Source organism: Streptococcus sp. SN3 (assembly GCF_030439905.1).
In genome coordinates this window covers 1-23,730 of the sequence record NZ_JAQFJF010000004.1, presented here as the reverse complement: position 1 = coordinate 23,730, position 23,730 = coordinate 1, and the positions used below count along the sequence as shown (strand labels likewise).

Sequence of the window (23,730 nt, the reverse complement as noted above, 5' to 3'; positions counted from 1 at the left end):
ATGGTATTAACAGAACAAAAACGCAAGTACATGGAAAAACTTTCTGACGAGAATGGCATCATTTCTGCCTTGGCATTTGACCAACGCGGTGCTTTGAAACGCCTCATGGCTCAACACCAGGAAGCAGAACCAACAGTAGCTCAAATGGAAGAACTGAAAGTTTTGGTTGCAGAAGAGCTGACTCCTTACGCTTCGTCTATGCTGCTGGATCCTGAGTATGGCCTGCCTGCTACTAAAGCTTTGGCTAAGAATGCTGGGCTCTTGTTGGCTTATGAGAAGACAGGTTATGATACTTCTAACACTAAGCGCTTGCCTGACTGTCTGGATGTTTGGTCTGCAAAACGCATCAAAGAACAAGGTGCGGACGCGGTGAAATTCCTCCTTTACTATGACGTGGATAGCTCAGACGAGCTCAACCAACAAAAACAGGCTTATATCGAGCGTGTAGGTTCAGAGTGTGTGGCAGAAGATATTCCTTTCTTCCTTGAAATCTTGGCTTACGATGAAAAGATTACGGATGCTTCCAGCGCTGAGTACGCGAAAGTGAAACCACAGAAAGTTATCGGTGCCATGAAGGTCTTCTCAGATCCACGTTTCAATATTGATGTCTTGAAAGTGGAAGTACCAGTCAATGTTAAATACGTTGAAGGATTTGGCGATGGCGAAGTGGTGCATACAAAAGCTGAAGCAGCTGCTTTCTTCAAGGAACAAGATGAGGCAACCAACCTGCCATACATCTACTTGAGTGCGGGTGTATCTGCGAAACTTTTCCAAGAAACACTTGTGTTCGCTCATGAGTCAGGTGCTAACTTCAACGGTGTTCTTTGCGGACGTGCGACTTGGGCTGGCAGTGTCAAAGACTACATTGAGCAAGGTGAAGAAGCAGCTCGCAAGTGGCTTCGTACAACAGGATTTGAAAATATTGATGAACTCAACAAGGTTCTTCAAAAAACAGCTACGTCTTGGAAAGAAAGAGCCTAAAATTTGTTAAAAAATAAATAAAGTAAGGGTTTACATTCTGCGGCTGATATGCTATAATGAAATCATAAATTGAATAGGGTGAGCGTTACTAAGTTGGATTAGGCGTGACCGCAAATAAATTGAGGGAAGATAGTAGCCTCGGTTTGTTTGTGGTCTTTTTGTTTTGCCAGAACCCTAGAAAATGAAAAGGAGGAGATATGTATCGAATCATACATCCTATGAACAACAATGTTGCTCTAGCCAAACATGAAAATGGTGAAGAGGTTGTTCTGATTGGCAGTGGCATAGCTTTTAATAAAAAGAAGGGTGACATCGTTCTGGAAAGTAAGATTGAGAAAATCTTTCGCCTAAGAACGGAAGAGTCTAAAGAAAACTTTGTGGCCTTGCTCAAAGATGTTCCACTAGACTTTATCACAGTGACTTATGATGTGATTGACACCCTTTCTAAGAAGTATGATTACCCTGTCCAGGAGTATATCTATGTCACGCTGACGGATCACATCTACTGTTCTTATCAGGCTGTGCAGCAGGGGCGGTACAAGGAGAGTGACCTGCCGGATGCTTCTGACAAATACCCTGTTCCTTATCAGATTGCTCAGGAAGCGGTAGCCATATACCGCGAGCGGTTGTTGGATCATTTCCCTAGCGACGAGGTCAATCGTATTGCCTATCACTTTATCAATGCTGAAGGGGAGACCAATTCTGAGGGACAAAGCCATTTGGGCAGGCGAAAAGATATTCTGGCTGCTGTTGAGGCAGAGATGAAGAAAAATGGCATTAAAAGAAGTGCAGAAAACAGCAACTTTTATGACCGTTTTATGATTCACCTGAACTATCTTTTGGACTATCTGGACAGAAGCCGTGATGACAATGTTTCCCTGTTGGAAATGGAGAGTCAGATTCAGATGACCTACCCTCAAGCCTATCAGGTCGGAAGCGATATTTACCAAATCATTGCCCAGAAGACGGGAATTGATCTCTACCGCAGCGAACGGGTCTACCTGGTGTTGCATATTCAACGTCTTTTATAAATAGAAAACAATAATAACATTTTACATAAGAATACAAGGAGGAACTCTCATGAATAGAGAAGAAGTAACATTGCTCGGTTTTGAAATTGTAGCCTACGCTGGTGACGCTCGCTCCAAACTTCTGGAAGCTTTGAAAGCCGCAGAGGCTGGGGATTTTGCTAAGGCAGATGCCTTGGTAGAAGAAGCAAATGGCTGCATCGCTGAGGCTCACCACGCTCAGACCAGTCTCTTGACAAAAGAAGCGGCTGGTGAGGACTTAGCTTACAGTGTGACCATGATGCACGGCCAGGATCACTTAATGACTACCATCTTGCTCAAAGACATGATGCACCATTTGATTGAACTATACAAAAGAGGAGTAAAATAATGAACAAACTCATCGGACTTATTGAGAAAGGGAAGCCTTTCTTTGAGAAGATTTCTCGGAATATCTATCTCCGTGCTATTCGGGATGGCTTTATCGCTGGCATGCCAGTCATCCTCTTCTCATCTATCTTTATCTTGATTGCCTATGTGCCAAATGCTTGGGGCTTCCATTGGTCTAAGGACATTGAAACTTTCCTAATGACTCCTTATAGCTATTCGATGGGGATTCTGGCTTTCTTTGTGGGTGGGACCACTGCAAAGGCGCTGACAGATTCTGTCAACCGCGACCTGCCTGCGACAAACCAGATTAATTTCTTGTCTACTATGCTGGCTTCTATGGTCGGCTTCCTTCTCATGGCGGCTGAACCTGCCAAGGAAGGTGGCTTCCTAACTGCCTTCATGGGAACGAAAGGTCTTTTGACAGCTTTCATCGCAGCCTTTGTTACGGTTAATGTCTACAAGGTTTGTGTGAAAAATAATGTCACCATTCGCATGCCAGAAGAAGTTCCACCAAATATTTCGCAAGTATTTAAAGACTTGATTCCATTTACTGTATCAGTTGTTCTGCTCTACGGTTTGGAACTGCTTGTTAAAGCAAGTCTAGGAGTAACCGTTGCAGAATCCATCGGAACGCTTCTTGCTCCGCTTTTCTCAGCAGCTGATGGCTATCTAGGAATCACTCTTATCTTTGGTGCTTATGCTTTCTTCTGGTTCGTAGGAATTCATGGTCCATCTATCGTTGAGCCTGCCATTGCTGCCATTACTTATGCCAATATCGATGCTAACTTGGCTCTGGTTCAAGCTGGTCAGCATGCGGATAAGGTCATCACTTCTGGTACTCAAATGTTCATCGTTACCATGGGTGGTACTGGTGCTACCTTGATTGTTCCATTCCTCTTCATGTGGATCTGTAAGTCCGAGCGTAACCGTGCAATTGGTCGAGCATCTGTTGTCCCAACTTTCTTTGGTGTCAATGAGCCTATTCTCTTTGGAGCACCAATCGTACTGAATCCTATTTTCTTCATTCCATTTATCTTTGCACCTATCGCAAACGTATGGATTTTCAAATTCTTTATTGATACTTTGAACATGAACTCCTTCTCAGCCAACCTTCCTTGGGTGACACCTGGACCTCTGGGAATTGTGCTGGGTACCAACTTCCAGCTTCTGTCCTTTGTTCTTGCAGCCCTTCTTGTCGTAGTAGATGTGATTATTTACTATCCATTTGTCAAGGTTTATGATGAACAAATCCTAGAAGAAGAACGTTCTGGCAAAGCTAACGATGCTCTTAAAGAAAAAGTAGCAGCTAACTTTAACACTGCTAAAGCGGATGCTATCCTTGAAAAAGCAGGAGTGGATGAAGAAGCTCCGGCGCAAAACAATATTAGCGAAGAAACCAATGTTCTGGTGCTCTGTGCAGGTGGTGGTACTAGCGGATTGCTGGCCAACGCTTTGAATAAAGCAGCAGCTGAATACAATGTTCCTGTCAAAGCAGCAGCGGGTGGATACGGTGCTCACCGTGAAATGCTGCCTGAGTTTGACCTAGTTATCCTGGCTCCTCAAGTTGCCTCCAACTTTGAAGATATGAAGGCCGAAACTGATAAATTGGGTATCAAGCTGGCTAAGACTGAAGGTGCCCAATACATCAAACTAACCCGTGATGGTAAAGGAGCACTGGCCTTCGTTCAGGAGCAATTCAACAACTAATTTGTTAGTTCATTTGAGGTGAAGCAAAGTTCAATTCCCCTGTTATTCACCTATTTACTTACTTGTTTCACCTCAAAGGCTATTGAAAGGAAAATAAGATGACAAAAAGCTTACCTAAAGATTTTATTTTCGGTGGTGCAACAGCAGCCTATCAAGCTGAGGGAGCAACCCACACAGATGGAAAAGGACCTGTTGCCTGGGATAAGTACCTAGAGGATAACTACTGGTACACGGCAGAACCTGCCAGTGACTTTTACCATAAATACCCAGTGGATCTGAAATTGGCTGAGGAGTATGGCGTCAATGGTATTCGAATTTCCATTGCTTGGTCACGGATTTTCCCGACAGGCTTTGGCGAGGTCAATCCAAAAGGTGTGGAATTTTACCATAATCTTTTCGCAGAATGTCACAAGCGTCATGTAGAACCTTTTGTGACCCTTCACCACTTTGATACACCAGAGGCTCTTCATTCAAATGGCGATTTCCTCAATCGGGAAAATATTGAGCACTTTGTAGACTATGCGGCTTTCTGTTTTGAAGAATTTCCAGAAGTTCGCTATTGGACGACTTTCAATGAAATTGGCCCTATTGGCGATGGCCAGTACTTAGTTGGAAAATTCCCTCCGGGTATCCAGTATGACTTGGCCAAGGTTTTCCAATCCCATCACAACATGATGGTCTCCCATGCTCGTGCTGTTAAGCTCTATAAGGACAAGGGATACAAGGGTGAAATCGGTGTCGTTCATGCACTTCCGACAAAATATCCTTATGATCCAGAAAATCCAGCAGATGTCAGAGCGGCAGAGTTGGAAGATATTATTCATAACAAGTTCATCTTAGATGCGACTTATCTGGGACACTATTCAGATGTAACTCTGGCAGGAGTGAATCATATCCTTAAGGTCAATGGTGGCCAGCTGGATCTGCGAGATGAAGACTTCGCGGCTCTAGAAGCGGCTAAAGACCTCAATGACTTCCTTGGCATCAACTACTATATGAGTGACTGGATGCGCGACTTTGACGGTGAAACAGAAATTATCCATAACGGAAAAGGCGAAAAGGGAAGCTCCAAGTACCAGATTAAGGGTGTAGGGCGCAGAGAATCTCCAACCCATATACCAAAAACTGATTGGGATTGGATTATCTATCCGCAAGGTCTCTATGACCAAATCATGCGGATTAAGAAAGATTATTCCAACTACAAGAAGATCTATATCACAGAAAATGGTCTGGGTTATAAGGATGAATTTGTGGACAATACGGTTTACGACGATGCTCGTATTGACTACGTCAAGCAGCATTTGGAAGTTTTATCTGATGCGATTGTGGATGGGGCTAATGTCAAGGGCTACTTTATCTGGTCTCTGATGGATGTCTTTTCTTGGTCTAACGGTTATGAAAAACGCTACGGCTTATTCTACGTAGACTTCGAAACGCAGGAACGCTATCCGAAGAAATCCGCTCGCTGGTATAAGAAACTAGCTGAAACACAAATGATTGAATAGAAAAGCAAAACTCCCATTCTTAGCTAAATAAAATCGGCTAGGACGGGAGTTTTTTTATTCTTCATCATCTGTAAATTCTAGGATGTCTCCGGGCTGGCAATCAAGGGCTTTACAGATAGCATTGAGGGTGCTAAAGCGGATAGCCTTAGCCTTGCCTGTTTTGAGGATGGAAAGGTTGGCGTTTGTGATGCCGATGATATCGGCTAGTTCTCCCAGTTTCATCTTTTTCTTGGCCAGCTGAACATCAAGATTAACGATAATCATGATAGCAGCCTCCTAGATAGTAAATTCATTTTCTTCAGCTATATCAATCCCTTTTTCCAGAATTTTCATCATCAGCCAAATAATCAGAGCACCCAAGAGAGGTGTAAAGCTCATACTGGCGTTAAAAGAGAAGGGGAGGGCGATGGGATTGCCTGATGCAGCAACCTTAACGGAAAGAAAGGTCAGAGCCAGAAAGACTTTCCATGCCCTATCAGCTAGTTGCGTGTTTGATGAATCAAAAATCTTTCCACCAATCAAATTTTTGATGAAATTACGAGCAAGATAGATGAGATAAATAGTCAAAGAAGCTGTGAGAAGATTTATAACAAAGGTTAGAATACTCCACAAATTTGAAAAATCAACTGAGGGCAGAAATTGAACATTGAGCTTTATTCCCAACCTGTCGGAAAGACCGGTGTAAGAAATCACACTTAGGATAGTAAGAAACACCAAAATAGCAGCATAACCCACTATGATAAGATTCAGAAGAGTAACGATATCTTTGAGCAAAAAATTATTTTTTAATTCAATCTTTTTCATGATGCTTACCTCTATCGAAAATCAGCCGGCAGTAGATTTTCTTTTCCTTTTATTATAATCTATTTTTTATTGTGTTTCAAGAAAAATATATCGAAAAACGATAATTTTTTTGAGACCAAAAGGATATCTTATAGAGGATTTGGTATCGATGACAATTTTGATACAATATGTATTGAATATCAAAGTAACGAAGGAGATAGTAATGAATCCTATGTTTATGATTGTGGTGCTTGGGCTACTCTTAGAAGTAAATCTACATCTTTAGTATCAGGCAAAGTAGTAGGATATAACAGTACTATCTATAGTCGCCATGGTAAGCCACCTCAGGTAGCCTTGCCTATTGTAGAGTATACCGTTCGCGGCAAACAATATCGAAAAAGTCTTAAGTATAAACAGTTTATCCCTGCATCTTCAGGAAAAATCCAAAAAGATGTCTTTTCAAGTGACTATGTTTACGGCTCGGATAGGAGTCTAGACTTGAAAAAAATATTTCCCGTCGGCTCAGGTATGACGGTCTATTATAATCCTAAGAATCCAGAAGAGGCATATGTTGAGCGCTACATCAGCAATGAAAAGTATTTTAAATATTTGTTTATCGGATTTTCTATTTTCTTTCTCATTCTGATTGGAATTAATCTTTTCCGTATATTTTTGTAGTTTGAAAAGTCTATTTTTGGATATTGAGTGATAGAAATTTTATCTTTTTCAAAATTAGTTAAATTCAAATAGAGTAAAAAAGAGGATTGAACTCCTCTTTTTGCCTTCTTTATTTAAATTTAAAGCCTTCATAGACCAGATCTGCTTTAGGATTGGTCTTTTTAAATTCGTTGGCTAGTTTATCCATCATCTTGACAGGTCCGCACATGAAGACCGTAGTTTTGTCGTCCAGAGGATAATTCTTGAAGTCCAAATAGCCGGAGACCTTGCTATCGACCAAATGAAGGTCAAACTGCGGATTCTTGGCTGCGTAGTCTTTGAGTAGGTCTAGGTAAACAGCGTTTTCTGCTCCGGTATAAGCATAGTAGAAGCTGACTGGACGATTCAGATTAGGATTTTCTCGGATATAGGAGATGAAGGGCGTAATGCCAATCCCACCAGCAATCCAAATCTGCTTTTCCTGCCCTTGGTCAAGTATCATGTGGCCATAAGCTCGGTCAATGGTGACCTTGGTTCCCTCTTGGATCTTGTCATAAAGTTTTTTAGTATGGTCACCAGAGTTCTTGATAGTAAAGTAAACAATGTTGTCATGACCGCCAGAGATAGAGAAAGGATGTGGCGCTTTTTCAAATCCCTCTTGGAAAATCTTGACAAAGGCAAACTGCCCATACTGGTAGTCTAGCTTTTGACTAAGCTGGATCTTCAACTCCACGGTATCGTGGTTCAGGCGTTTGACCTGAATGATTTTTCCCAGATGGCGAAAGGCCAAACTTTGATAGAGGAAGATGATATAAAAGCCAGAAGCTAAACCGATGATAGCGTAGAATCCGACTACGAAGCCTAGCAAGGTCGGTGTCAGGAGTCGACCGCCCATCAGCATATAGGCGTGGAAGAGACCAAAGATATAGGCCAGATAGACAAAGCGGTGAATCCAGCGCCAAGCCTCATACTTGATGTGCTTGCCAAGATAGGCCACCAGAACAATACTGACAAAGAGATAGATGCCGACATTTCCAAGCTGGGCTGCTAGATGAGAGCCCCAGAGACTGCCACCCATGGCAACATTGTGGAGAGCAAGCAGGACGACGGAAAAGATAGCTGTAAACTTATGATAGGCGTACATCTTTTCGATGCCATGGAACCATTTTTCCAATAGGGAGTTCCGAGTCGCAAGTAAAAAAGTTAGCGAGAGGGTAGTCAAGGCTAGACCAGGTACGATAAAGTTGGTCATCCCAGCTGAAGCCCAAGCATAGATAGTCAGGATTATGCTGACGGCGATAAGGGCGATTCCTTTGATAGATTTCATGATGGTATCCTTTCTGTTTTTATCACTACTTAGTTGTAAATGTTTTTGTTACATTTTAACAAAGAAAAAACAAGCTGTCAAGATAAGAGCCTGTTTTGTTTTTGGTATGGATAGGTCAATTCTTCCGTTAGCCAAGCTATAGAAGAGATTTGTGATTTTACTCGTGAACTTCTGTAGCAGTCTCTTCCACTTTATCAGTCTCAGACTGGCCGAAAGGTAGCTGCTTGCTCCAGCGTGATAGGTTTTCTCGGATATCTTTGCCAATTTCAGAAAGATTAGGTATGCTAATGTCATCTTTCCAGCTTTGGACACGCATATTCAGTAGAAGCTTGGACAAGCGCAGCAGCATGTCACGTTCTTGGTCTGATAGAGATTGAGCATTTTTCAGGATATCGAGAACTTTGTTAAAGTTTTCAACATTGGACAGTTCGTCGACAGACTGGATACCAGCATCTAAAATCAGTCCGAAAAAGAAGTCGAAAAAGTCTTTAAGTTCTTCATCTGAAACGGTACTTACCCAATTTTTAAACGTTTTGTCAATCTGCAGGCTCTCTGCATCTAGTGTATCCAGCAATAGGAAAGAGTCTCCCTTGGTTTTCCACGAAAAGGTATCGTGCTGGGCAAAGCCGCCGATGGCACTGCTTTTAACAATCCTAGCTTCCTTAGGTGTTTCCAGCATCATGCCGACGATGGAGTTCTGAGGCAGGTAGCGTTTCATCCTTTCAACCATGGCCTGATAGCCATTACTTTCGGTGACAGAGTGATTGAGACCGGGAGAGTCATAGCTGTAGATGGCTTCAATACGGTCTTGAAGCGATGCTTCCATCTGACTGGCTGCATAAGAAGCTAGGTTTCCCCCTTTGGAATGGCCAGTTAGGATAAAGTTACCGGGCAGGTTTTCTAAGGCTCTCTGCAGGTAGCGGGCGGCCATTTTCTGAGCAGGGATTTGAGCCATATAGGTCATGTGGAAGTCTTCCTTCCAGCCGACGATAGAGTCGTCCGTTCCGCGAAAGACCAGGACATAGGTATCGGGCTTGATTTTGAAAATCAAGGCAGCGAATTGCTTCTGGATATCTTGGTCAACGTCATTGACATAGCCCATCAGTTTTAGATTTTTAAAGCGGGTAGAGGCTGCGGCCAAATCCAGCAGTTTTAGTCGGTTTTTGCTGACCATCATGGAGAGGTCACGCGGTACTTGATCGGCCAAATCCAGCAACCGGCAGTCGCAGTAGGGGGACATGTCTTCATGCACTAGTTGGTCAAAAGGCAAGTAGGTCATCTCTGTTAGAATTAGCAAATCCAGTTCATTGAAAGGTTTATCATAAATGCTGTCATGCTGGACTTCTTCAAGGTAAGTAAAAATATTGCTCATGTTTTATCTCCAATTTCTACTAGTTAGTATAGCATATTTTTCTGATAGAATTTCTTTTTTCCAGAAAAATCCTACCTTAGACTGAGGATGATAAACAAGCAGTCGCATTTTTTGGTATAATGTTACTAGCAAGCAATCGGGAGGGAAAGATGCACAAGATTTTACTAGTAGAAGATGATCCAGTCATCCGTCAGATGATTAAGAAAATGCTGGAACAATGGGGCTTTCAGGTAGTGGCAGTCGAGGACTTTATGGATGTGCTGACTGTCTTTGTCCGAGAGGAGCCGCATCTGGTGCTGATGGATATCGGCTTGCCCTTGTTTAACGGCTATCACTGGTGTCAGGAAATCCGTAAGATTTCAACGGTGCCCATCATGTTTCTGTCTTCCCGTGATCAGTCCATGGACATTGTCATGGCTATCAATATGGGGGCAGATGACTATGTGACCAAGCCTTTTGACAATAATGTCTTTCTGGCTAAGGTTCAGGGCTTGCTGCGCCGTTCCTATGAGTTTGGAAACGACCAGAGTCTCTTGGAGCACCAGGGTGTCATTCTTAATCTCAAGTCGACAGATCTGGTCTTTGATGGCAAAGTGGTGACCTTGACCAAGAACGAATTTCAGATTTTGCGGGTCCTCTTTGAGCACGCAGATGGTATCGTAGCGCGTGATGATCTGATGAAGGAACTCTGGAACAGCGATTTTTTCATCGATGACAATACCCTATCGGTCAATGTGGCTCGCCTGCGTAAGAAGCTTGAAGAGCACGGACTGAAAAACTTCATCGAAACCAAAAAAGGAATAGGATACGGTCTCATCAATGGACACACAGGATAAATTTTTCTTTCTTAAGTCTTACCTTTATTCGCGGCGATTTTTTCTAGCTCTGTTGATTTTGCTGCTAGGCTTTATTCTGCTCTTTGCCTTTGTCTTCGATGCTTACCGCAGTCTGCTGGAATACGTTGCGCTCTTGCTGGCTTTTCTGTCTTTCTTGTTTATCGGAGCAGATGCTTGGACGTCCTATAAGGCTTATCGCAGCCAGAAGCTGCAGGCATCTGCTCAGGCGCAGACTCCTCTAGAAAAGCTTTTGCAGGAAAGAGTGGAAGAGTTGGAGTATGAACAGAAGAATCAGCTCTTGGTTGAGCAGGAAAAATACAATGATTTGCTGGACTACTATACTCTTTGGGTTCATCAAGTCAAGACACCTATTGCAGCCAGCTCACTTTTGATTGGAGACTTGAAGGATAAGGAAGCCAAGTCTCAGTTGGAGCAGGAGCTCTTCAAGATCGAATCCTACGTTCATCTGGTGCTTCAGTACCTCCGTCTGGAAAGCTTCCACGACGATCTAGTGCTGAAGCAGGAAAATCTGGCTGATTTGGTCAGAGAAGTAGTCAAGAAATATGCCCTTTTCTTTATTCAGCAAGGACTCAGTCTCAATCTTCATGACCTAGACCACACGATTGTCACTGATAAAAAGTGGTTTCTAGTGATTTTGGAGCAGGTCCTGTCTAATAGTCTTAAATACACCAAAGAAGGCAGCATAGAGATTTATTTTCATGAGGACAGACTCTACATCAAGGACACGGGTCTGGGCATTCAAAATGCTGATTTGCTGCGGGTTTTTGAGCGTGGTTTCTCAGGCTACAATGGTCGTCTGACCCAGCAGTCATCAGGCTTAGGTCTTTATCTGTCCAAGAAAATTGCTGACCAGTTGGGACACAAGATTTCTATAGACTCTCAAGTTGGTCAGGGAACGACGGTTTCCATCGCCTTTCCTGAGAAGAAATTGATCTTTGAGTAGGAGGAAGAAAGTTGCTAGTAGTGGTTTATGATAGTCTGACTGGTTTGGGCAAGAAATTTGCTAAAAGTCTGGGACTGCCTAGCCAGTCAGTCTGGAAATGATGAAGATAAGAAAGCAGTAAAAGAATTTTTATATAAGATTTAGAGAATAATAAACACTAGTTTATCTAGTTTTAGAGATAGTAAGTACTGTGAGAAATCATGTTGAAATGGAGAAAATCATTGCTTTAAATAAGAGGAGATAAAATGGTTAATAAGAATAGTGATTTAGGATTACAAGAGAATAATGCAATTTATCATAATCTAAGAGAGTTGGAAAAGGAACTTGAGAGTGATTTAGATAGAATATTAGGGGATTTGACATCAATTGATATAGAACGAGATAATTTACAAAATAATCGTTATCTTGAAGAAGCTATACAAGATATCATTTGGGAACAAGTACAAAATCAACTAGCTGTTCAATTGGGCGAGGAATTTATAAAGGAAAATCGAGGTCAGACATTAGATTTAAGAAAATCAGCGCACATACAAACATCGAAAAATTTTGAGAAAGCTAAATTTGCAACTCATAATCAGGATGTAGATTATAAAGAAAGGTATAATGTATGGCAAAGTAATTTTACTTTTAATAAAAAAGGCGATAGAGTTCTCAAGAAAAGTGCTCGTAAATTTTTTGATAAGAATAGAGAAAAGGGTTCAGCTTCTATTCATAAAGATCACACAATTTCTATAAAAGAGCAGTTGAATGATATTGAACTTGCTACATATTTTTCTAAAGAAGAAGTTAAAGATTTTGCAAATAGTTCTCAAAATTTGCATGATTTAGATGCTTCCGCAAATATGTCAAAAGGTGATAAGACTATGACAGAGTTCTTAAACTCTGAAAGAAATAGACAAAGACCTGAAGAAAGATTCAATATTGATAGAAAACAATTAGAAAAAGATGAGGTAGAAGCTAGAGAAGAACTAAAGAATAGAAAAAAAGAAGCAAAAGAAAAAGCGATAAAATCTGGCAAATTATCACGGCGCAAAGAAGCTTTTAAAGTAACTGGTAAAGCATTAAAAGCAGCAATTTTCCAGCTTTTATCTGAGTTTTTGAAAGAAATTATCAAGAAGTTTATCATTTGGTTTAGTGAAAAAGAAAAGAACTTCAATACATTTATTGGAAAAGCCAAAGAAGCCATTAGTTCCTTTGTCTCTAAACTATCTCAACATATTATAAGTGTTGGGGAATCAATGATTGCAGTATTAGCAACTTCAATTATCGGTCCAGTTGTAGGAACTTTTATGAGAATCTGGACGTTTGTCCAACAAGGTTGGTCATCTTTGAAAGATGTAATAGACTACCTTAGGAATCCTGAAAATAATACTAAAAACATAAATACTATTATGTTGGAGCTTGGAAAAATTATTATAGCTGGAGTAACAACAACTAGTGCTATTGTTTTAAGTGATACAATTGCAGCAAGTATAGCTGGGGCTGTTCCAACACTCGCTATAGAAATTCCGTTGTTGGGGAGTCTGGCAAGTATTATTGGAACCTTTATGGGAGCAACAGTAGCAGGTGTTTCAGGAGCTTTTGTGTTAAAATTAATTGATCAAACTATAATATTAAGACAAATAAATGAGTTAAATAATAAAAAAATTGATGGAAATAATGATAAATTAATTCTTCAGGCTCGTTTGACAGATTTAGGAATGTTAATGTCACAATCTGATAAATTATCTGCTTTGAGTACGATAGAAGAAAGACATCAATTTGCTGTAAGCAAAATGGAAGAAAGCTTTACTAAATTGACCTCGGATTGTGCTGAAAAATCGGAGGATGAATTTGCAGATATTGATGCATTATTAGATGAATTATCAAATTAGGAGTTATTATGGAAAATAGATTGGGTCTACAAATCACTAATCATGATTTTGAAGTAGCTAAGGAACAATTAAAGAAATTTGCTGAGCAAGATACAGAAAATTTGAAGTTCGAGAAAGTTCGTACTCATGAAAAAATTTTCGATTTAGAATTTTCAGAGCATGGTGTGACGGGGACAGAGTTTAATAAGTTAATCGAACAAATACAAAATTATTTTGCTAATTTTTATGATAGACAACAAGACTTAATTAAGGAGTTTGGACAAGTTTATCAAGCACTTGAGATCCTGGATAAAGATTATATTCAAGCTATTTTGAGTACTGTAAAAGCAATAGAAAAAACAAATCAGAATATTCAAATAGAGCAAAAAAGGCTGGATAATAGTATTAAGAGACAAGAGTCTACTCTTCAAGTTTTGAAAAAATTCAAAGATGATATTAATGATTTTAACTCTAAAATTAATACAAATGAATCTATTAATTTAATTAAACAAGTGGAGACTCAGGTGAAGCAGTTAGAAAAAAGTGTCATTTTAAATAATGAATATAAAGTGAGTAAAGATAATCAAATTTTTAAATTACAATTAGAGTTGACAAATACTCATCAACAGTTTCAAAATGTTTCTAATAAGTTGACAACTGTCTTTATATTATTAGGATTTACAATTGCTACTTTAATATTTATATTATTTTTTAGTTTATTGAGGTAGTCACTATGAATAGTTATCAAACTGAATTGATGGATTTAACTATAAAATTAGATGCAATTACTGGCTCGCACGGTTCCCTTATTTCTCTAGTGCAAAAGGTTATCTCAAATTACTCTGATAATAATGCGACAATTTTTTTAAGAGAGATTTCTAAAATATATAAAAATGAAGCAACAGGGAGAGAAACTAGAAAGCTTGCAAAAATTGTATCGGATGATTTGTTGAAGTTTGTTGGATATTCTTATATACGAGATTCCAAAAATAAAATACAGCCAAAACTAGATGAAAATATTTCTTTAGAAGATTTGCAAAAAGAGTTAAATCAATTAATTGGATTAGAGAATGTTAAGAAAGAAATTAATAATTTAGTTGCTTATCAAAAGGTTCAGTCTTTAAGAAAAATAGAAGGTTTAAAAATACCTTTCCGTACTTTACATATGGCCTTTACAGGAAATCCGGGAACAGGAAAGACAACTGTTGCTAGAATCATAGGAAGAATGTACAAACAATTAGGTTTATTATCGAAAGGTCATTTTATTGAGGCTTCGAGAACAGATTTGATTGCTGGTTATCAAGGTCAGACAGCTTTAAAAGTAAAAAAAGTAATTGAACAAGCTAAAGGTGGAGTATTATTTATTGATGAAGCGTACAGTATAACTGAAAATGAAAATAGTGATTCGTACGGGCGTGAATGTTTAACCGAACTCACGAAAGCTTTGGAAGACTTTCGTGAAGATTTGGTTGTTATTGTTGCAGGTTACACAAAACCGATGTGTACTTTTTTTGAATTAAACGCCGGGTTAAAGTCTCGCTTTAATCGATTTATAGAATTTAATGACTATACTGCTTTAGAATTATTGGAAATTTTAGATGTTCTATGTTTAAAAGATGATTATAAAATAAGCGAAGACTTGAGGAGAGTTTTATTATCTTTCTTTTCAGATGAACTTGGTTTGTCAAACGATAATTTTTCGAATGGAAGATTTGTTAGGAATATATATGATAATTTAGTCATGCAACAATCTATTCGCTTAAGTAGAAAAGAAGGAATTACTTTAGACGAACTCTCCTTACTAGAGTTAGATGATTTTCAACAAAAGAATTAAATCTTACAATTTTGTAAGGTTTTTTGTTTGAAATGAAAGGTTAGGTTATGGTACCGGCCTTTCTTTTTTATTATCATAGAGGCAAGAAATAAGAAGGAGACAGAAAAATGAAATCAAAAGGTATAAATGCTTTTCAGTTGAAGCTCTTCATGGCATTTCTTATGGTTTTTGACCATATCAGTCAGATACCGGGGCTAGTGCCGGACGGCTGGGATGGCGTCTTGCATGCCCTAACCCGCTGTGTCGGAGTCGCATTTGCCTTCATGGCAGTGGAAGGCTTTCTCCACACTCGCAACCGCCTGGCTTACAATATGCGGCTCTTCTTTTGGGCAGCCCTGATGCAAACAGGAAACTGTATCCTGACGCTTCTCTTTCAGGAGAAGGGCATTTACCTCACTCACAACATCTTCCTGACCTTGGCCTGCGGGGTCCTCATGCTGAGTCTTTTCTTTGGCTTTTCTGAAAATGGCGGAGCTGCTAAGGATAGGAAGTCTGGTTTGCGGATAGCAGCAGGAGTATTAGTCTTGCTGGCTGGGCTTCTCTTTAGCGAAGGTGGCATGGCTCTGCTTCCTTTCATGCTCTTGACCTACCTTTTTAGAAATCAAGTCTTTTTCAGAAACTTGACCTATGTAGTTTGGGCGGGAATTCTCTTTGCCATGAGTATTCAAATTTATCCAACTCTGCAGGACACGCTATCAATGCTGCTCTATAATTCAGACTGGCTCTTTATCACTGTTCTTCCTCTCTTGCACTTCTACAATGGTGAGCGAGGATCCAGCAGCAAGTGGAGCAAATATTTCTTCTATATTTTCTATCCAGCCCACCTTTGGCTAATTGCTTTGATTGCCTTTTGGGTAAAATGAAGCTCATCTCATCTTACAAAAGTGTAAGATTGCACTTTAAAATGTAAGCTTAGGTTATGGCAGGGCGGTTGGTATTGAGATAAAATAGACTTATCAATTAGGATGCAGTTTATAAATATTGTTAAAAGCGGGGCTTTGATAGGTGCCTGCTAGACAGAAAGGAAACAAGATGACATTATTAGACGTACAGCACGTGAAAAAAATTTATAAAACCCGTTTTCAGGGTAGTCAAGTAGAGGCACTTAAGGACATTCACTTTACGGTAGAAAAGGGCGAATATGTCGCCATCATGGGGGAGTCGGGCTCCGGTAAGTCCACCCTGCTCAACATCCTGGCCATGCTGGACAAGCCGACTGAGGGCCGCGTCTTTCTCAACGGAACTGACACAGCAACCATTAAAAACAGCCAGGCTTCCAGCTTCCGTAGGGAGAAATTAGGTTTTGTCTTTCAGGATTTCAATCTGCTGGATACCCTGTCGGTCAAGGATAATATTCTCCTGCCTCTGGTTCTCTCGCGTCGTCCCATTACCGAGATGATGCAAATGCTGGTCACCACCTGCAATGAGCTGGGGATAAATAAACTCCAAGAGAAGTTTCCTTATGAGATTTCTGGTGGCCAGAAGCAGCGGGTTGCAGTAGCTCGAGCTATCATCACAGATCCTGAGATTCTGCTGGCGGACGAGCCGACGGGAGCCTTGGATTCCAAGTCTTCAGCAGCCCTGCTAGATGTCTTTGATGATATCAATGCCCGCGGTCAAACTATTCTCATGGTAACTCACTCAACGGCAGCTGCTAGCCGCGCTAAGCGGGTGCTCTTTATCAAGGATGGGATCCTTTATAATCAAATCTTCCGAGGTGAGAAGACCGAGCGGCAGATGTTCCAAGAGATTTCTGACACTCTGACAGTTATGGCAAGTGAGGTGGGCAATTATGTTCAAACTAACGAGTAAACTGGCTTTGTCCAATCTGGTTAAAAATCGCAGTTTGTATTATCCATTTGCTCTGGCGACGGTACTGGCAACAGCGATTTTGTATAGTTTTGTCTCACTAGCTCATAGCCCCAATATGGAGGCCTCTTATGGCGGTGCAGCTGCTCGCATGACCTTGCAGTTTGGTATCCATGTCATTCAGATTGCCGTCCTTATCCTCATTACCTATGCTAATAGCTTCGTCATGAAAAACCGATCCCGAGAGTTGGGAGTCTATAGTCTGCTAGGCATGGAGAAAAAGCATCTGCTAGTCATGACCTTCTTTGAACTCTGTGTCTTTTATCTGACTACAGTCGGTCTGGGAGTCTTGTCTGGCTTGGCTTTGGACAAGATGCTTTACGCAGTCCTTTTGAAATTGATGGGAATGCCGGCAGTTCTTGACTCGACCTTCCAATGGCAGAACGTCGGGATGACTCTAATCAGTCTAGGTGTCGCTTTTGCGGTGATTTTGTTGCTCAACTCTACGCGCCTTCTACGCTATAGCTCTCTTAATCTAATGAAAGAAAAGAAAGCAGGCGAGAAGAAAGGACGCTTCCTTTTTCTGCAAACCTTGCTGGGGCTCCTGCTCATGGGTGTGGCTTATTATATGGCTTTGACCGTTACCAAGCCTGTCGCTGCTATCGGCAATTTCTTTATAGCTGTGATCATGGTTATCCTAGCAACTTATCTGCTTTTTAATGCAGGTTCAATTACACTATTGCAATTTCTCAAAAAGCGCAAAGGCTACTACTACAAAACGCAGAATTTCATTTCTGTTTCCAATCTCATCTCGCGGATGCGTAAAAATGCAGCAGGATTGGCAACTATCTCCATTCTATCTACCATGCTCTTAGTGACTCTGGTTGGTACAATCAATATCTATGTTGGGGGTCAGGATTATATTACAACCTTGCATCCAAAGGATTACAATGTCAGCGTGGTCTTGCCGAAATCGACCGATCAGAAGGAGGCTCTGTTAGACAAGGTCCAGCAAGTCGCTCAGGACACAGATCTGAAGAAGCCAAGCTATACTACCTATCTCTACCAATCAGCCTTCATTACGAAACTGGCTGGTAATGATGTGACAGTTCCAATGCAAAGAGAGATGGAGTCGGATACAAGTATCTTGACTAAGTCTGCTGGCACGATTACGGTCATCAATCGTCAGGATTATGAAAAAATGACTGGGGAAAAGATAGACATGGCAGACGATGAAACTCTTGTCTATGGAAAAAATATTTCCTTAAATAAGGACAATCCTCTCCGAGTGAATGGTAAGGACTGGAAGATTAAGCAGTTTTTATCGTCGAATTTCACGCATGGGGAAATTCCTAATCCAAACGATGTGACCATGGAGCAGGGTCTCTATATGGTGGTCAATGATAGCAAAGAGGTTAATCTCGATGTGGATCATTACTACTACATTGGAGTTGCTTCAGAGACTAAGGGCAGTAAAAAGTTTGTCGAGCAAGTCCAGCTGGGGTTGAGGGACACTTTGGATCAGGAACAGGGTCAAGATGGTAGCTTCGCAATGGCTAGTGACCGTTACAGCGCAGAAAAGAGCTATCAAGAACTTACTGGAACCTTACTCTTCATCGGTGTCTTCCTCTCCGTTATCTTCCTTCTAGGAGCTGTTCTCGTGATTTACTACAAGCAAATCTCTGAAGGATATGAAGATCGCGATGGCTTTATCATCTTGCAAAAAGTTGGTTTAGATGAAAAGCAGACTAGAAGTACCATTCGAAAGCAAATCTTGACTGTCTTCTTCTTACCTCTCATCTTTGCTTTTCTACATGTAGCAGCGGTCTTTCACATGTTGCGCTTGATAGTTGCCCTATTGGGTGTGACCAATCTTCCTCTTTTGATTCAGACAACACTTGCAACTTGCGGAGTCTTCCTCCTGACCTATATTTTAGTTTTCTTACTGACTTCACGCAGTTACCGCAAGATTGTCGCACGCTAATAAACTTCCCTGACCGAATGGTCGGGGATTTTTTGATGTCTGGATTTTCACCTCTCATCTCCCTCATTTTACCGCTTGTCCAAAAAGATGAGATTTTTCAAAAAAGACTTGCTATCATAGTCTCAGAAGTAAAGAAAAGGAGAAAAGATCATGTTAGTAGAAACGAAAAATCTTAGCAAGGTTTATGGCGATAAGGTGGCAGTTAATGATCTGAATATTCAGATTGAGAGAGGCAGTTTTACAGCTATTCTAGGCCCTAATGGTGCAGGAAAATCGACAACTATTCAGATGCTGATAGGTCTCTTGCGGCCGACATCCGGGCAGATTTGCTATGCTGAAAAGCCTAGACTGGGTGCGGTTTTCCAAAACAGTGTGTTGGATGCCCGGCTGACAGTTTTGGAAAATCTGACCATCAGAGCCAAGCAGTACAAGGAGATGCCGGCAGGTAGAATTGAGCACTTGGTGTCTCAGCTAGGTTTATCAGCCTTTGTCAAGCAGCCTTATGGGACACTGTCTGGCGGACAAAAGCGTCGGGTGGACATTGCGCGAGCCCTGCTCAATAGTCCCGACCTGCTCTTCCTGGATGAGCCAACAACAGGCCTGGACATTCAGACTCGGGAGAGTATTTGGAGTTTGCTCAAGCAAATTCAGAAAGAAGAGCAGATGACCATTGTCTTGACAACCCACTATCTCAATGAAGCTGACGACGCAGATAAGATTTATATCGTAGATCATGGTCAGGTCATTGCCCAAGGCTCCGCAGACCAGATTAAGGGAAACTACGCCCGTAATGTCTTACGGATTTTGAGTCAAGACTCAGTAGGTTTAGAGAAAAGTTTGCCCAGAGGCTGCGCTTGGGAGCAAGTCAAGGAAGGGGAATTTATCCTTCACCCTAAAACGACTCAAGAAGCACTGACCTTATTGGCTCAGGCAGCTCCCTATATCGAACAATTTGAATTCCAACCCGGAACCATGGACGATGCCTTTATGGCACTGACAGGAAGAGAGGTACGCTAATATGCTCGCTTTGATAAAACGTAATTTTTTACTTTATTTCCGCAACCGCAGTGGGGTAATTTTATCCCTCTTCGGAGCGATTATTCCCTTTGTGCTTTATATCGTTTTTTTGAAAAATAATTACAAAGCTCATTCCAGCCAGCTGATGGACTTGTGGCTGATTGGCGGCGTGTTGGCAGTTACAGGATTAACGACCACATTGGCAGCTTTCTCTCGGCAGGTCGAAGACCGGGAGCGGAAGGTGACAGACGACCTCTTTATCACAGACTTGGGACCATGGGGCTTGCATCTTAGTTATCTTGTCAGCTCTGTTATTATCGGCTTTGTAATGCAGGTCATTATGTTTGCCTTTATGCTCAGCTATTTTACGCTGGCGGATAAAATTTCTTTTGAATGGGGGAGTCTTCTTTACCTGATGCTTCTGATGCTTTTGAACAGCCTCTTAGCTACACTGATAAACGCTCTGATTGTTCAATGTTTCAAATCAGTGGATAGTCTAGGTAAATTAGCGACAGTAGTCGGAGCGACTTCTGGTTTTCTAGTGGGAACCTATATACCCATTGGAACCTTGCCGAAAATGGCGCAAAATCTAATGAAGATTACGCCTTCTAACTACATGACATCTCTATTCAGACAGGTTCTCATGAAGGAAAGTCTAGCAGATACTTTTGCCAATAACAGCCAGCCTCAAGCAGCTTTTGAAAAAACAATGGGAATTCGCATTGAATGGCAGGAGCTCTTGACAAGGACAGAAACTTTCTATATAGTTGGAATAGTTTTAGTTGCAATAGCGCTTATTTGGATAGTGCAAAATATGATTGCCATCCGCCGGCTGAAACTACAATAGAATGTGAATAGGGAGCTTCCTCTTGCAAGCAAAATTTGAAACAGATCCAACCATTTCATCTCAGGAACCGCTGGTTGTGGTCAAGGCAGACCAGCTAGGGGCAGAAGCCAAGGCCATCTTAGATTATTTAGAGCAGTACAAGGCAGGGCCAAGTGGCGTCCTGCCTATCAAGTCGGACGATAAGCTTATCATGCTGAAGACTGAAGATATTATCCTAGCAGACATCAACCAGACAACGTTGATGATTTACAGCAGAGAAGGCATTTACCAGACGACAGAGACCTTGACTCGCTTTCAGCAGCGGATTAGTAGCTCGAACTTTATCCAGGTTTCTCGGCATGCTGTCATCAATATTGACCATCTGGAGTCTTTGTCTGACAGCTTTTCTGGCAATATGACGGCCAAGCTGACTAATCAAATCAAAACCGAAGTCAGCCGTCGTTATGTCAAGCTCTTGATGGAATATCTGGGAATCTAGGAGGTAAGTGATGAGTATTAAAAAATGTCTACATGCTATATTAATGGGCATCCAGACAGGGAGTGCAGTCTATCTGATTGTCCTTGCTCTCTCTATTCAAAAAAATCCGCCCACAACAAGTAATATCTTCAGTGTCATGGTGATGAGCGGCTTGATTGGGATTATCAGTTCAATGTTAAAAACTCTTGAAGACCGATTCTCTTTTTTAGTCTCGATTTTACTGCATTTCGCCGCTGTCGCAGTCTTAGTATGCTGTTTCATGGTCTATAATAACTGGGGATTTTTAATTGCTAACTGGCATTTTTGGCTGGATTTTATTCTGATTTACCTCTTTGTATGGCTCTTTCTTTACTTGGATACAAATCTTAAGACCAAGAAGATTAACAGCGCCTTGGCCAAGCGCAGAAAGGAAAAAGAAGGCAAGTAACTTGCTGAAAAACGTTCTGACAAGCATATCATAAAAATAAATGGAGCTGGATCGTATCCTGCTCCTGTCTTTTTGTATCTAAAAAACTCAAGCTAGATTTTCTAGCTTGAGTCTTATGTGATATTACACTCCCAATCGGATATGAGGGAAGTGGTTGTAGAGGTAGTCAAAGGTTGACTGAAGTTTAGTGTCTGTTGTTTTACCAATATTCTTAAAAGGCATTTGGTATTTCTTTTGATTGTTCCGAATAGCAACTAAGGTTGAGTTTCTGTTTGAAGCAACGAAGCCGCGCTGCATGGTGAGAATGTGGTGGTAGAGATGGACGACCTGTTTGAGATCAATCGCCTTGAAACCTCTATAGTAGGTAATGAGATGGTCTTTATAGACAGCAATTTTTAGCACATCGTCGTGGAAAGAAGCTTGCTCAAGCAGGATATTGAGATTGTTCTTGGCCTCTGGATAGGCTGCATAGATTTCTTCGTAGGCAGCGATATTTTTCTTGCGGCCGATAATTCCTATAACGACAAAGAGAACACTGAGTCCAATCAAAAACAGAATGTAGAACATGAATGCAAGATTGTCAGATTCAAATTCAGTGATAGAGATATAGGAGCTGCTTGACATTACTGTGATGACTTCGGGATTGTCTGCTAAGAGACCGCGAACGAGGCTGCCATAATTAGAGATATATCCCTGATTTTTTTTAGGGGAGTTAGCATTAACATAGGAGCCAACGATTCGGACAGGATTTTTTTCCAGCTCGCCCTTTTTCTCTTTTTCCAAGAGCTGGGCAATCTGCTTGTCCCCTTTTTTAGCCTGCAGACCAACATATCCGTCTTGATAGGCAACCAGCCAAACTTGAGTATTATCTTCTACTTCAATCAGGGCCTCTGGAAAAATATATGACACTTCAGCATAGACTGCTGAATCTGCTCCCGACTCGCTATTTCGGTCATAGGCGGTCTTGGTGTTGACCTTTTGGTATTGGATAAAGCCCATTACTGCAGCAACAACTAGAAAAATAAGAGAAATTACCAGTAGGGCGATGGTACCCTGGTTTCGTCTTTCCTTGAGCATAGCTCAACCTCCAAAATATAATCTAAAAAAATAATTTGATTAGCAAACTATCTTTTTTTGTATAGTATAACATAAATGCTTGACAAGTGGCAAGATTGTGTTAAAATATGAATGAACACAAAATATAATTCATTCATAAAAGAGGCATGGAAATGGATAAAAAAAATGAGCTCCTGGCTGCGGCTAGAGAAGTCTTTGCGGAAAAAGGCTATAAGGCAGCTGGAATTTCTGATATTGCTAAGAGAAGTCAGATGGCTGTCGGATCCTTTTACAAGTATTATGAGTCCAAGGAAGCTATCTTCTTGGAGGTTTATGTAGCTGAAAATAGCCGTATACGTGAGGAAATCATGCAACGCGTAGACTGGCAGGGCGAGCCCGAGGCAATCGTTGAACAGCTTTTTGCAGTCACTTTTGAATTGATTTCACCCAATAAAATTCTGGCTGAGTGGAACAAACCAGGCATTTCTCAGATTCTGCATGATTACTATAATCAGGATTCTGGACGAGCGTCCAACGCTTTTCATCAGTTTCTGATTCAGACCTTCAGCCAGCGCTTGCAGGAAGAGGGCTTTTCGAAAGAGAAAATAGCTGAGATCATGAAGGTTTATGACTTGATTTACTACATAGACATGCATGTCACGGAGCAGGAATTTTCAGGCTACTTCGATAGTCTTGAGACTTTAGTGAAATATTTTGTTAAGGGGATTTTTTCCAAATAGAGGAAATTCCTTTTCTTAGAAGCGTCAGTGAATGAATTTACAAAATTATTCATTCACAAACAAAGGAGGTGATGTCTTATGTCCTGTGATTCGGAAATGGAAAGGAACGTAATTAGATAAAGTATATTATTTTTTATCATGATATGAATGAATATT

The 23,730-nt window shown here is 40.9% G+C and carries 24 protein-coding genes and 1 pseudogene; 20 read left to right on the top strand and 5 right to left on the bottom strand.

Going from position 1 to position 23,730, the window contains the following annotated elements:
* The 5 genes from lacD (at position 1) to lacG (ending at position 5,590) form a co-directional block, all read left to right on the top strand.
* On the top strand, positions 1–981 hold the full coding sequence (gene lacD / locus PCY71_RS09355; RefSeq protein WP_048773077.1) for a tagatose-bisphosphate aldolase: 981 nt from the start codon (positions 1–3) through the stop codon (positions 979–981).
* Positions 982–1,178: 197 nt separating this feature from the next.
* On the top strand, positions 1,179–2,012 hold the full coding sequence (locus PCY71_RS09350; protein ID WP_048773079.1) for a PRD domain-containing protein: 834 nt from the start codon (positions 1,179–1,181) through the stop codon (positions 2,010–2,012).
* A gap of 49 nt (positions 2,013–2,061) precedes the next feature.
* Positions 2,062–2,379, top strand: a complete 318-nt coding sequence (locus tag PCY71_RS09345) for a PTS lactose/cellobiose transporter subunit IIA (RefSeq protein WP_002894735.1) — start codon at positions 2,062–2,064, stop codon at positions 2,377–2,379.
* Complete coding sequence (locus PCY71_RS09340) at positions 2,379–4,085, top strand: lactose-specific PTS transporter subunit EIIC (RefSeq protein WP_002909183.1); 1,707 nt, start codon at positions 2,379–2,381, stop codon at positions 4,083–4,085. The genes PCY71_RS09345 and PCY71_RS09340 overlap by 1 nt, the downstream gene beginning before the upstream one ends.
* Before the next feature lie 98 nt (positions 4,086–4,183).
* Positions 4,184–5,590 (top strand): 6-phospho-beta-galactosidase, encoded by a 1,407-nt coding sequence (gene lacG / locus PCY71_RS09335; RefSeq protein WP_002909184.1) that lies wholly within the window; start codon positions 4,184–4,186, stop codon positions 5,588–5,590.
* Positions 5,591–5,644: 54 nt separating this feature from the next.
* On the opposite strand, the gene PCY71_RS09330 is transcribed toward lacG, so the two are convergent.
* Together PCY71_RS09330 and PCY71_RS09325 are read right to left on the bottom strand one after the other, a co-directional pair.
* The gene (locus PCY71_RS09330; protein ID WP_002905070.1) at positions 5,645–5,854 is read right to left on the bottom strand and encodes a helix-turn-helix transcriptional regulator; all 210 of its coding nucleotides are present in this window, start codon (positions 5,852–5,854) and stop codon (positions 5,645–5,647) included.
* 12 nt (positions 5,855–5,866) lie between these two features.
* Entirely contained in the window at positions 5,867–6,394 is a 528-nt protein-coding gene (locus PCY71_RS09325) for a DUF2975 domain-containing protein (protein ID WP_002909185.1), read from the bottom strand.
* 69 nt (positions 6,395–6,463) lie between these two features.
* Here PCY71_RS09325 and PCY71_RS09320 point away from each other — a divergent pair, with 69 nt between their 5' ends.
* Positions 6,464–7,051: a DUF3592 domain-containing protein gene (locus PCY71_RS09320; protein ID WP_032912402.1), complete on the top strand. Its 588-nt coding sequence runs from the start codon at positions 6,464–6,466 to the stop codon at positions 7,049–7,051.
* Between the two features lie 109 nt (positions 7,052–7,160).
* Here PCY71_RS09320 and PCY71_RS09315 read toward each other — a convergent pair whose 3' ends face one another.
* Both PCY71_RS09315 and PCY71_RS09310 read right to left on the bottom strand, forming a co-directional pair.
* Positions 7,161–8,357, bottom strand: coding sequence for a ferric reductase-like transmembrane domain-containing protein (locus tag PCY71_RS09315; RefSeq protein ID WP_002909194.1), 1,197 nt, complete (start codon positions 8,355–8,357; stop codon positions 7,161–7,163).
* Between the two features lie 157 nt (positions 8,358–8,514).
* Entirely contained in the window at positions 8,515–9,729 is a 1,215-nt protein-coding gene (locus PCY71_RS09310; RefSeq protein WP_301412541.1) for a DUF2974 domain-containing protein, read from the bottom strand.
* 149 nt (positions 9,730–9,878) lie between these two features.
* On the opposite strand from PCY71_RS09310, the gene PCY71_RS09305 reads away from it, so the two are divergent.
* The 13 genes and pseudogenes from PCY71_RS09305 to PCY71_RS09245 all read left to right on the top strand — a co-directional run bounded on the left by PCY71_RS09305 (position 9,879) and on the right by PCY71_RS09245 (position 21,778).
* On the top strand, positions 9,879–10,565 hold the full coding sequence (locus PCY71_RS09305) for a response regulator transcription factor (RefSeq protein WP_023916543.1): 687 nt from the start codon (positions 9,879–9,881) through the stop codon (positions 10,563–10,565).
* Positions 10,549–11,529: a sensor histidine kinase gene (locus tag PCY71_RS09300; RefSeq protein WP_301412540.1), complete on the top strand. Its 981-nt coding sequence runs from the start codon at positions 10,549–10,551 to the stop codon at positions 11,527–11,529. Before PCY71_RS09305 ends, PCY71_RS09300 begins: the two co-directional genes overlap by 17 nt.
* 11 nt (positions 11,530–11,540) lie before the next feature.
* Positions 11,541–11,627 (top strand): annotated as a pseudogene (locus PCY71_RS09295) (NrdI protein); the annotation flags it as partial.
* A gap of 147 nt (positions 11,628–11,774) precedes the next feature.
* Positions 11,775–13,403 carry a hypothetical protein gene (locus PCY71_RS09290; RefSeq protein WP_002905964.1) on the top strand — a complete coding sequence of 543 codons (1,629 nt, stop codon included), beginning with the start codon at positions 11,775–11,777 and terminating at the stop codon, positions 13,401–13,403.
* 8 nt (positions 13,404–13,411) lie between these two features.
* Positions 13,412–14,110: a hypothetical protein gene (locus PCY71_RS09285; protein ID WP_268690694.1), complete on the top strand. Its 699-nt coding sequence runs from the start codon at positions 13,412–13,414 to the stop codon at positions 14,108–14,110.
* 5 nt (positions 14,111–14,115) lie between these two features.
* Positions 14,116–15,216 (top strand): AAA family ATPase, encoded by a 1,101-nt coding sequence (locus PCY71_RS09280; RefSeq protein ID WP_002905966.1) that lies wholly within the window; start codon positions 14,116–14,118, stop codon positions 15,214–15,216.
* Between the two features lie 107 nt (positions 15,217–15,323).
* Positions 15,324–16,079 (top strand): TraX family protein, encoded by a 756-nt coding sequence (locus PCY71_RS09275; RefSeq protein ID WP_301412539.1) that lies wholly within the window; start codon positions 15,324–15,326, stop codon positions 16,077–16,079.
* A 169-nt stretch (positions 16,080–16,248) separates the two neighbouring features.
* A complete protein-coding gene (locus PCY71_RS09270) occupies positions 16,249–17,028 on the top strand; it encodes an ABC transporter ATP-binding protein (protein ID WP_301412538.1) in 780 nt (259 codons plus the stop codon).
* On the top strand, positions 17,009–19,009 hold the full coding sequence (locus tag PCY71_RS09265; RefSeq protein WP_125353251.1) for an ABC transporter permease: 2,001 nt from the start codon (positions 17,009–17,011) through the stop codon (positions 19,007–19,009). The genes PCY71_RS09270 and PCY71_RS09265 overlap by 20 nt, the downstream gene beginning before the upstream one ends.
* 150 nt (positions 19,010–19,159) lie before the next feature.
* On the top strand, positions 19,160–20,026 hold the full coding sequence (locus PCY71_RS09260; protein WP_125353249.1) for an ABC transporter ATP-binding protein: 867 nt from the start codon (positions 19,160–19,162) through the stop codon (positions 20,024–20,026).
* A gap of 1 nt (position 20,027) precedes the next feature.
* A complete protein-coding gene (locus PCY71_RS09255; protein WP_125353247.1) occupies positions 20,028–20,873 on the top strand; it encodes an ABC transporter permease in 846 nt (281 codons plus the stop codon).
* Positions 20,874–20,895: 22 nt separating this feature from the next.
* On the top strand, positions 20,896–21,351 hold the full coding sequence (locus PCY71_RS09250; protein ID WP_125353245.1) for a LytTR family DNA-binding domain-containing protein: 456 nt from the start codon (positions 20,896–20,898) through the stop codon (positions 21,349–21,351).
* Between the two features lie 10 nt (positions 21,352–21,361).
* Complete coding sequence (locus PCY71_RS09245; protein WP_301412537.1) at positions 21,362–21,778, top strand: DUF3021 domain-containing protein; 417 nt, start codon at positions 21,362–21,364, stop codon at positions 21,776–21,778.
* 123 nt (positions 21,779–21,901) lie between these two features.
* On the opposite strand, the gene PCY71_RS09240 is transcribed toward PCY71_RS09245, so the two are convergent.
* Entirely contained in the window at positions 21,902–22,855 is a 954-nt protein-coding gene (locus PCY71_RS09240; RefSeq protein WP_125352948.1) for a hypothetical protein, read from the bottom strand.
* Between the two features lie 152 nt (positions 22,856–23,007).
* Between PCY71_RS09240 and PCY71_RS09235 the strand changes: the two genes are divergently transcribed.
* Positions 23,008–23,574: a TetR/AcrR family transcriptional regulator gene (locus PCY71_RS09235; protein WP_125352946.1), complete on the top strand. Its 567-nt coding sequence runs from the start codon at positions 23,008–23,010 to the stop codon at positions 23,572–23,574.
* Positions 23,575–23,730: the final 156 nt, after the last annotated feature.

Excerpts from the sequence above, each read along its gene's own strand:
- PCY71_RS09300 (WP_301412540.1), top strand. The coding sequence starts at position 10,549 with ATGGACACACAGGATAAATTTTTCTTTCTTAAGTCTTACCTTTATTCG.
- PCY71_RS09310 (WP_301412541.1), bottom strand. The coding sequence starts at position 9,729 with ATGAGCAATATTTTTACTTACCTTGAAGAAGTCCAGCATGACAGCATT.
- PCY71_RS09235 (WP_125352946.1), top strand. The coding sequence starts at position 23,008 with ATGGATAAAAAAAATGAGCTCCTGGCTGCGGCTAGAGAAGTCTTTGCG.
- PCY71_RS09240 (WP_125352948.1), bottom strand. The coding sequence starts at position 22,855 with ATGCTCAAGGAAAGACGAAACCAGGGTACCATCGCCCTACTGGTAATT.
- PCY71_RS09315 (WP_002909194.1), bottom strand. The coding sequence starts at position 8,357 with ATGAAATCTATCAAAGGAATCGCCCTTATCGCCGTCAGCATAATCCTG.
- PCY71_RS09285 (WP_268690694.1), top strand. The coding sequence starts at position 13,412 with ATGGAAAATAGATTGGGTCTACAAATCACTAATCATGATTTTGAAGTA.
- PCY71_RS09350 (WP_048773079.1), top strand. The coding sequence starts at position 1,179 with ATGTATCGAATCATACATCCTATGAACAACAATGTTGCTCTAGCCAAA.
- PCY71_RS09270 (WP_301412538.1), top strand. The coding sequence starts at position 16,249 with ATGACATTATTAGACGTACAGCACGTGAAAAAAATTTATAAAACCCGT.
- PCY71_RS09255 (WP_125353247.1), top strand. The coding sequence starts at position 20,028 with ATGCTCGCTTTGATAAAACGTAATTTTTTACTTTATTTCCGCAACCGC.
- PCY71_RS09265 (WP_125353251.1), top strand. The coding sequence starts at position 17,009 with ATGTTCAAACTAACGAGTAAACTGGCTTTGTCCAATCTGGTTAAAAAT.
- lacD (WP_048773077.1), top strand. The coding sequence starts at position 1 with ATGGTATTAACAGAACAAAAACGCAAGTACATGGAAAAACTTTCTGAC.
- lacG (WP_002909184.1), top strand. The coding sequence starts at position 4,184 with ATGACAAAAAGCTTACCTAAAGATTTTATTTTCGGTGGTGCAACAGCA.
- PCY71_RS09345 (WP_002894735.1), top strand. The coding sequence starts at position 2,062 with ATGAATAGAGAAGAAGTAACATTGCTCGGTTTTGAAATTGTAGCCTAC.
- PCY71_RS09280 (WP_002905966.1), top strand. The coding sequence starts at position 14,116 with ATGAATAGTTATCAAACTGAATTGATGGATTTAACTATAAAATTAGAT.
- PCY71_RS09325 (WP_002909185.1), bottom strand. The coding sequence starts at position 6,394 with ATGAAAAAGATTGAATTAAAAAATAATTTTTTGCTCAAAGATATCGTT.
- PCY71_RS09290 (WP_002905964.1), top strand. The coding sequence starts at position 11,775 with ATGGTTAATAAGAATAGTGATTTAGGATTACAAGAGAATAATGCAATT.
- PCY71_RS09305 (WP_023916543.1), top strand. The coding sequence starts at position 9,879 with ATGCACAAGATTTTACTAGTAGAAGATGATCCAGTCATCCGTCAGATG.
- PCY71_RS09245 (WP_301412537.1), top strand. The coding sequence starts at position 21,362 with ATGAGTATTAAAAAATGTCTACATGCTATATTAATGGGCATCCAGACA.
- PCY71_RS09330 (WP_002905070.1), bottom strand. The coding sequence starts at position 5,854 with ATGATTATCGTTAATCTTGATGTTCAGCTGGCCAAGAAAAAGATGAAA.
- PCY71_RS09260 (WP_125353249.1), top strand. The coding sequence starts at position 19,160 with ATGTTAGTAGAAACGAAAAATCTTAGCAAGGTTTATGGCGATAAGGTG.
- PCY71_RS09275 (WP_301412539.1), top strand. The coding sequence starts at position 15,324 with ATGAAATCAAAAGGTATAAATGCTTTTCAGTTGAAGCTCTTCATGGCA.
- PCY71_RS09340 (WP_002909183.1), top strand. The coding sequence starts at position 2,379 with ATGAACAAACTCATCGGACTTATTGAGAAAGGGAAGCCTTTCTTTGAG.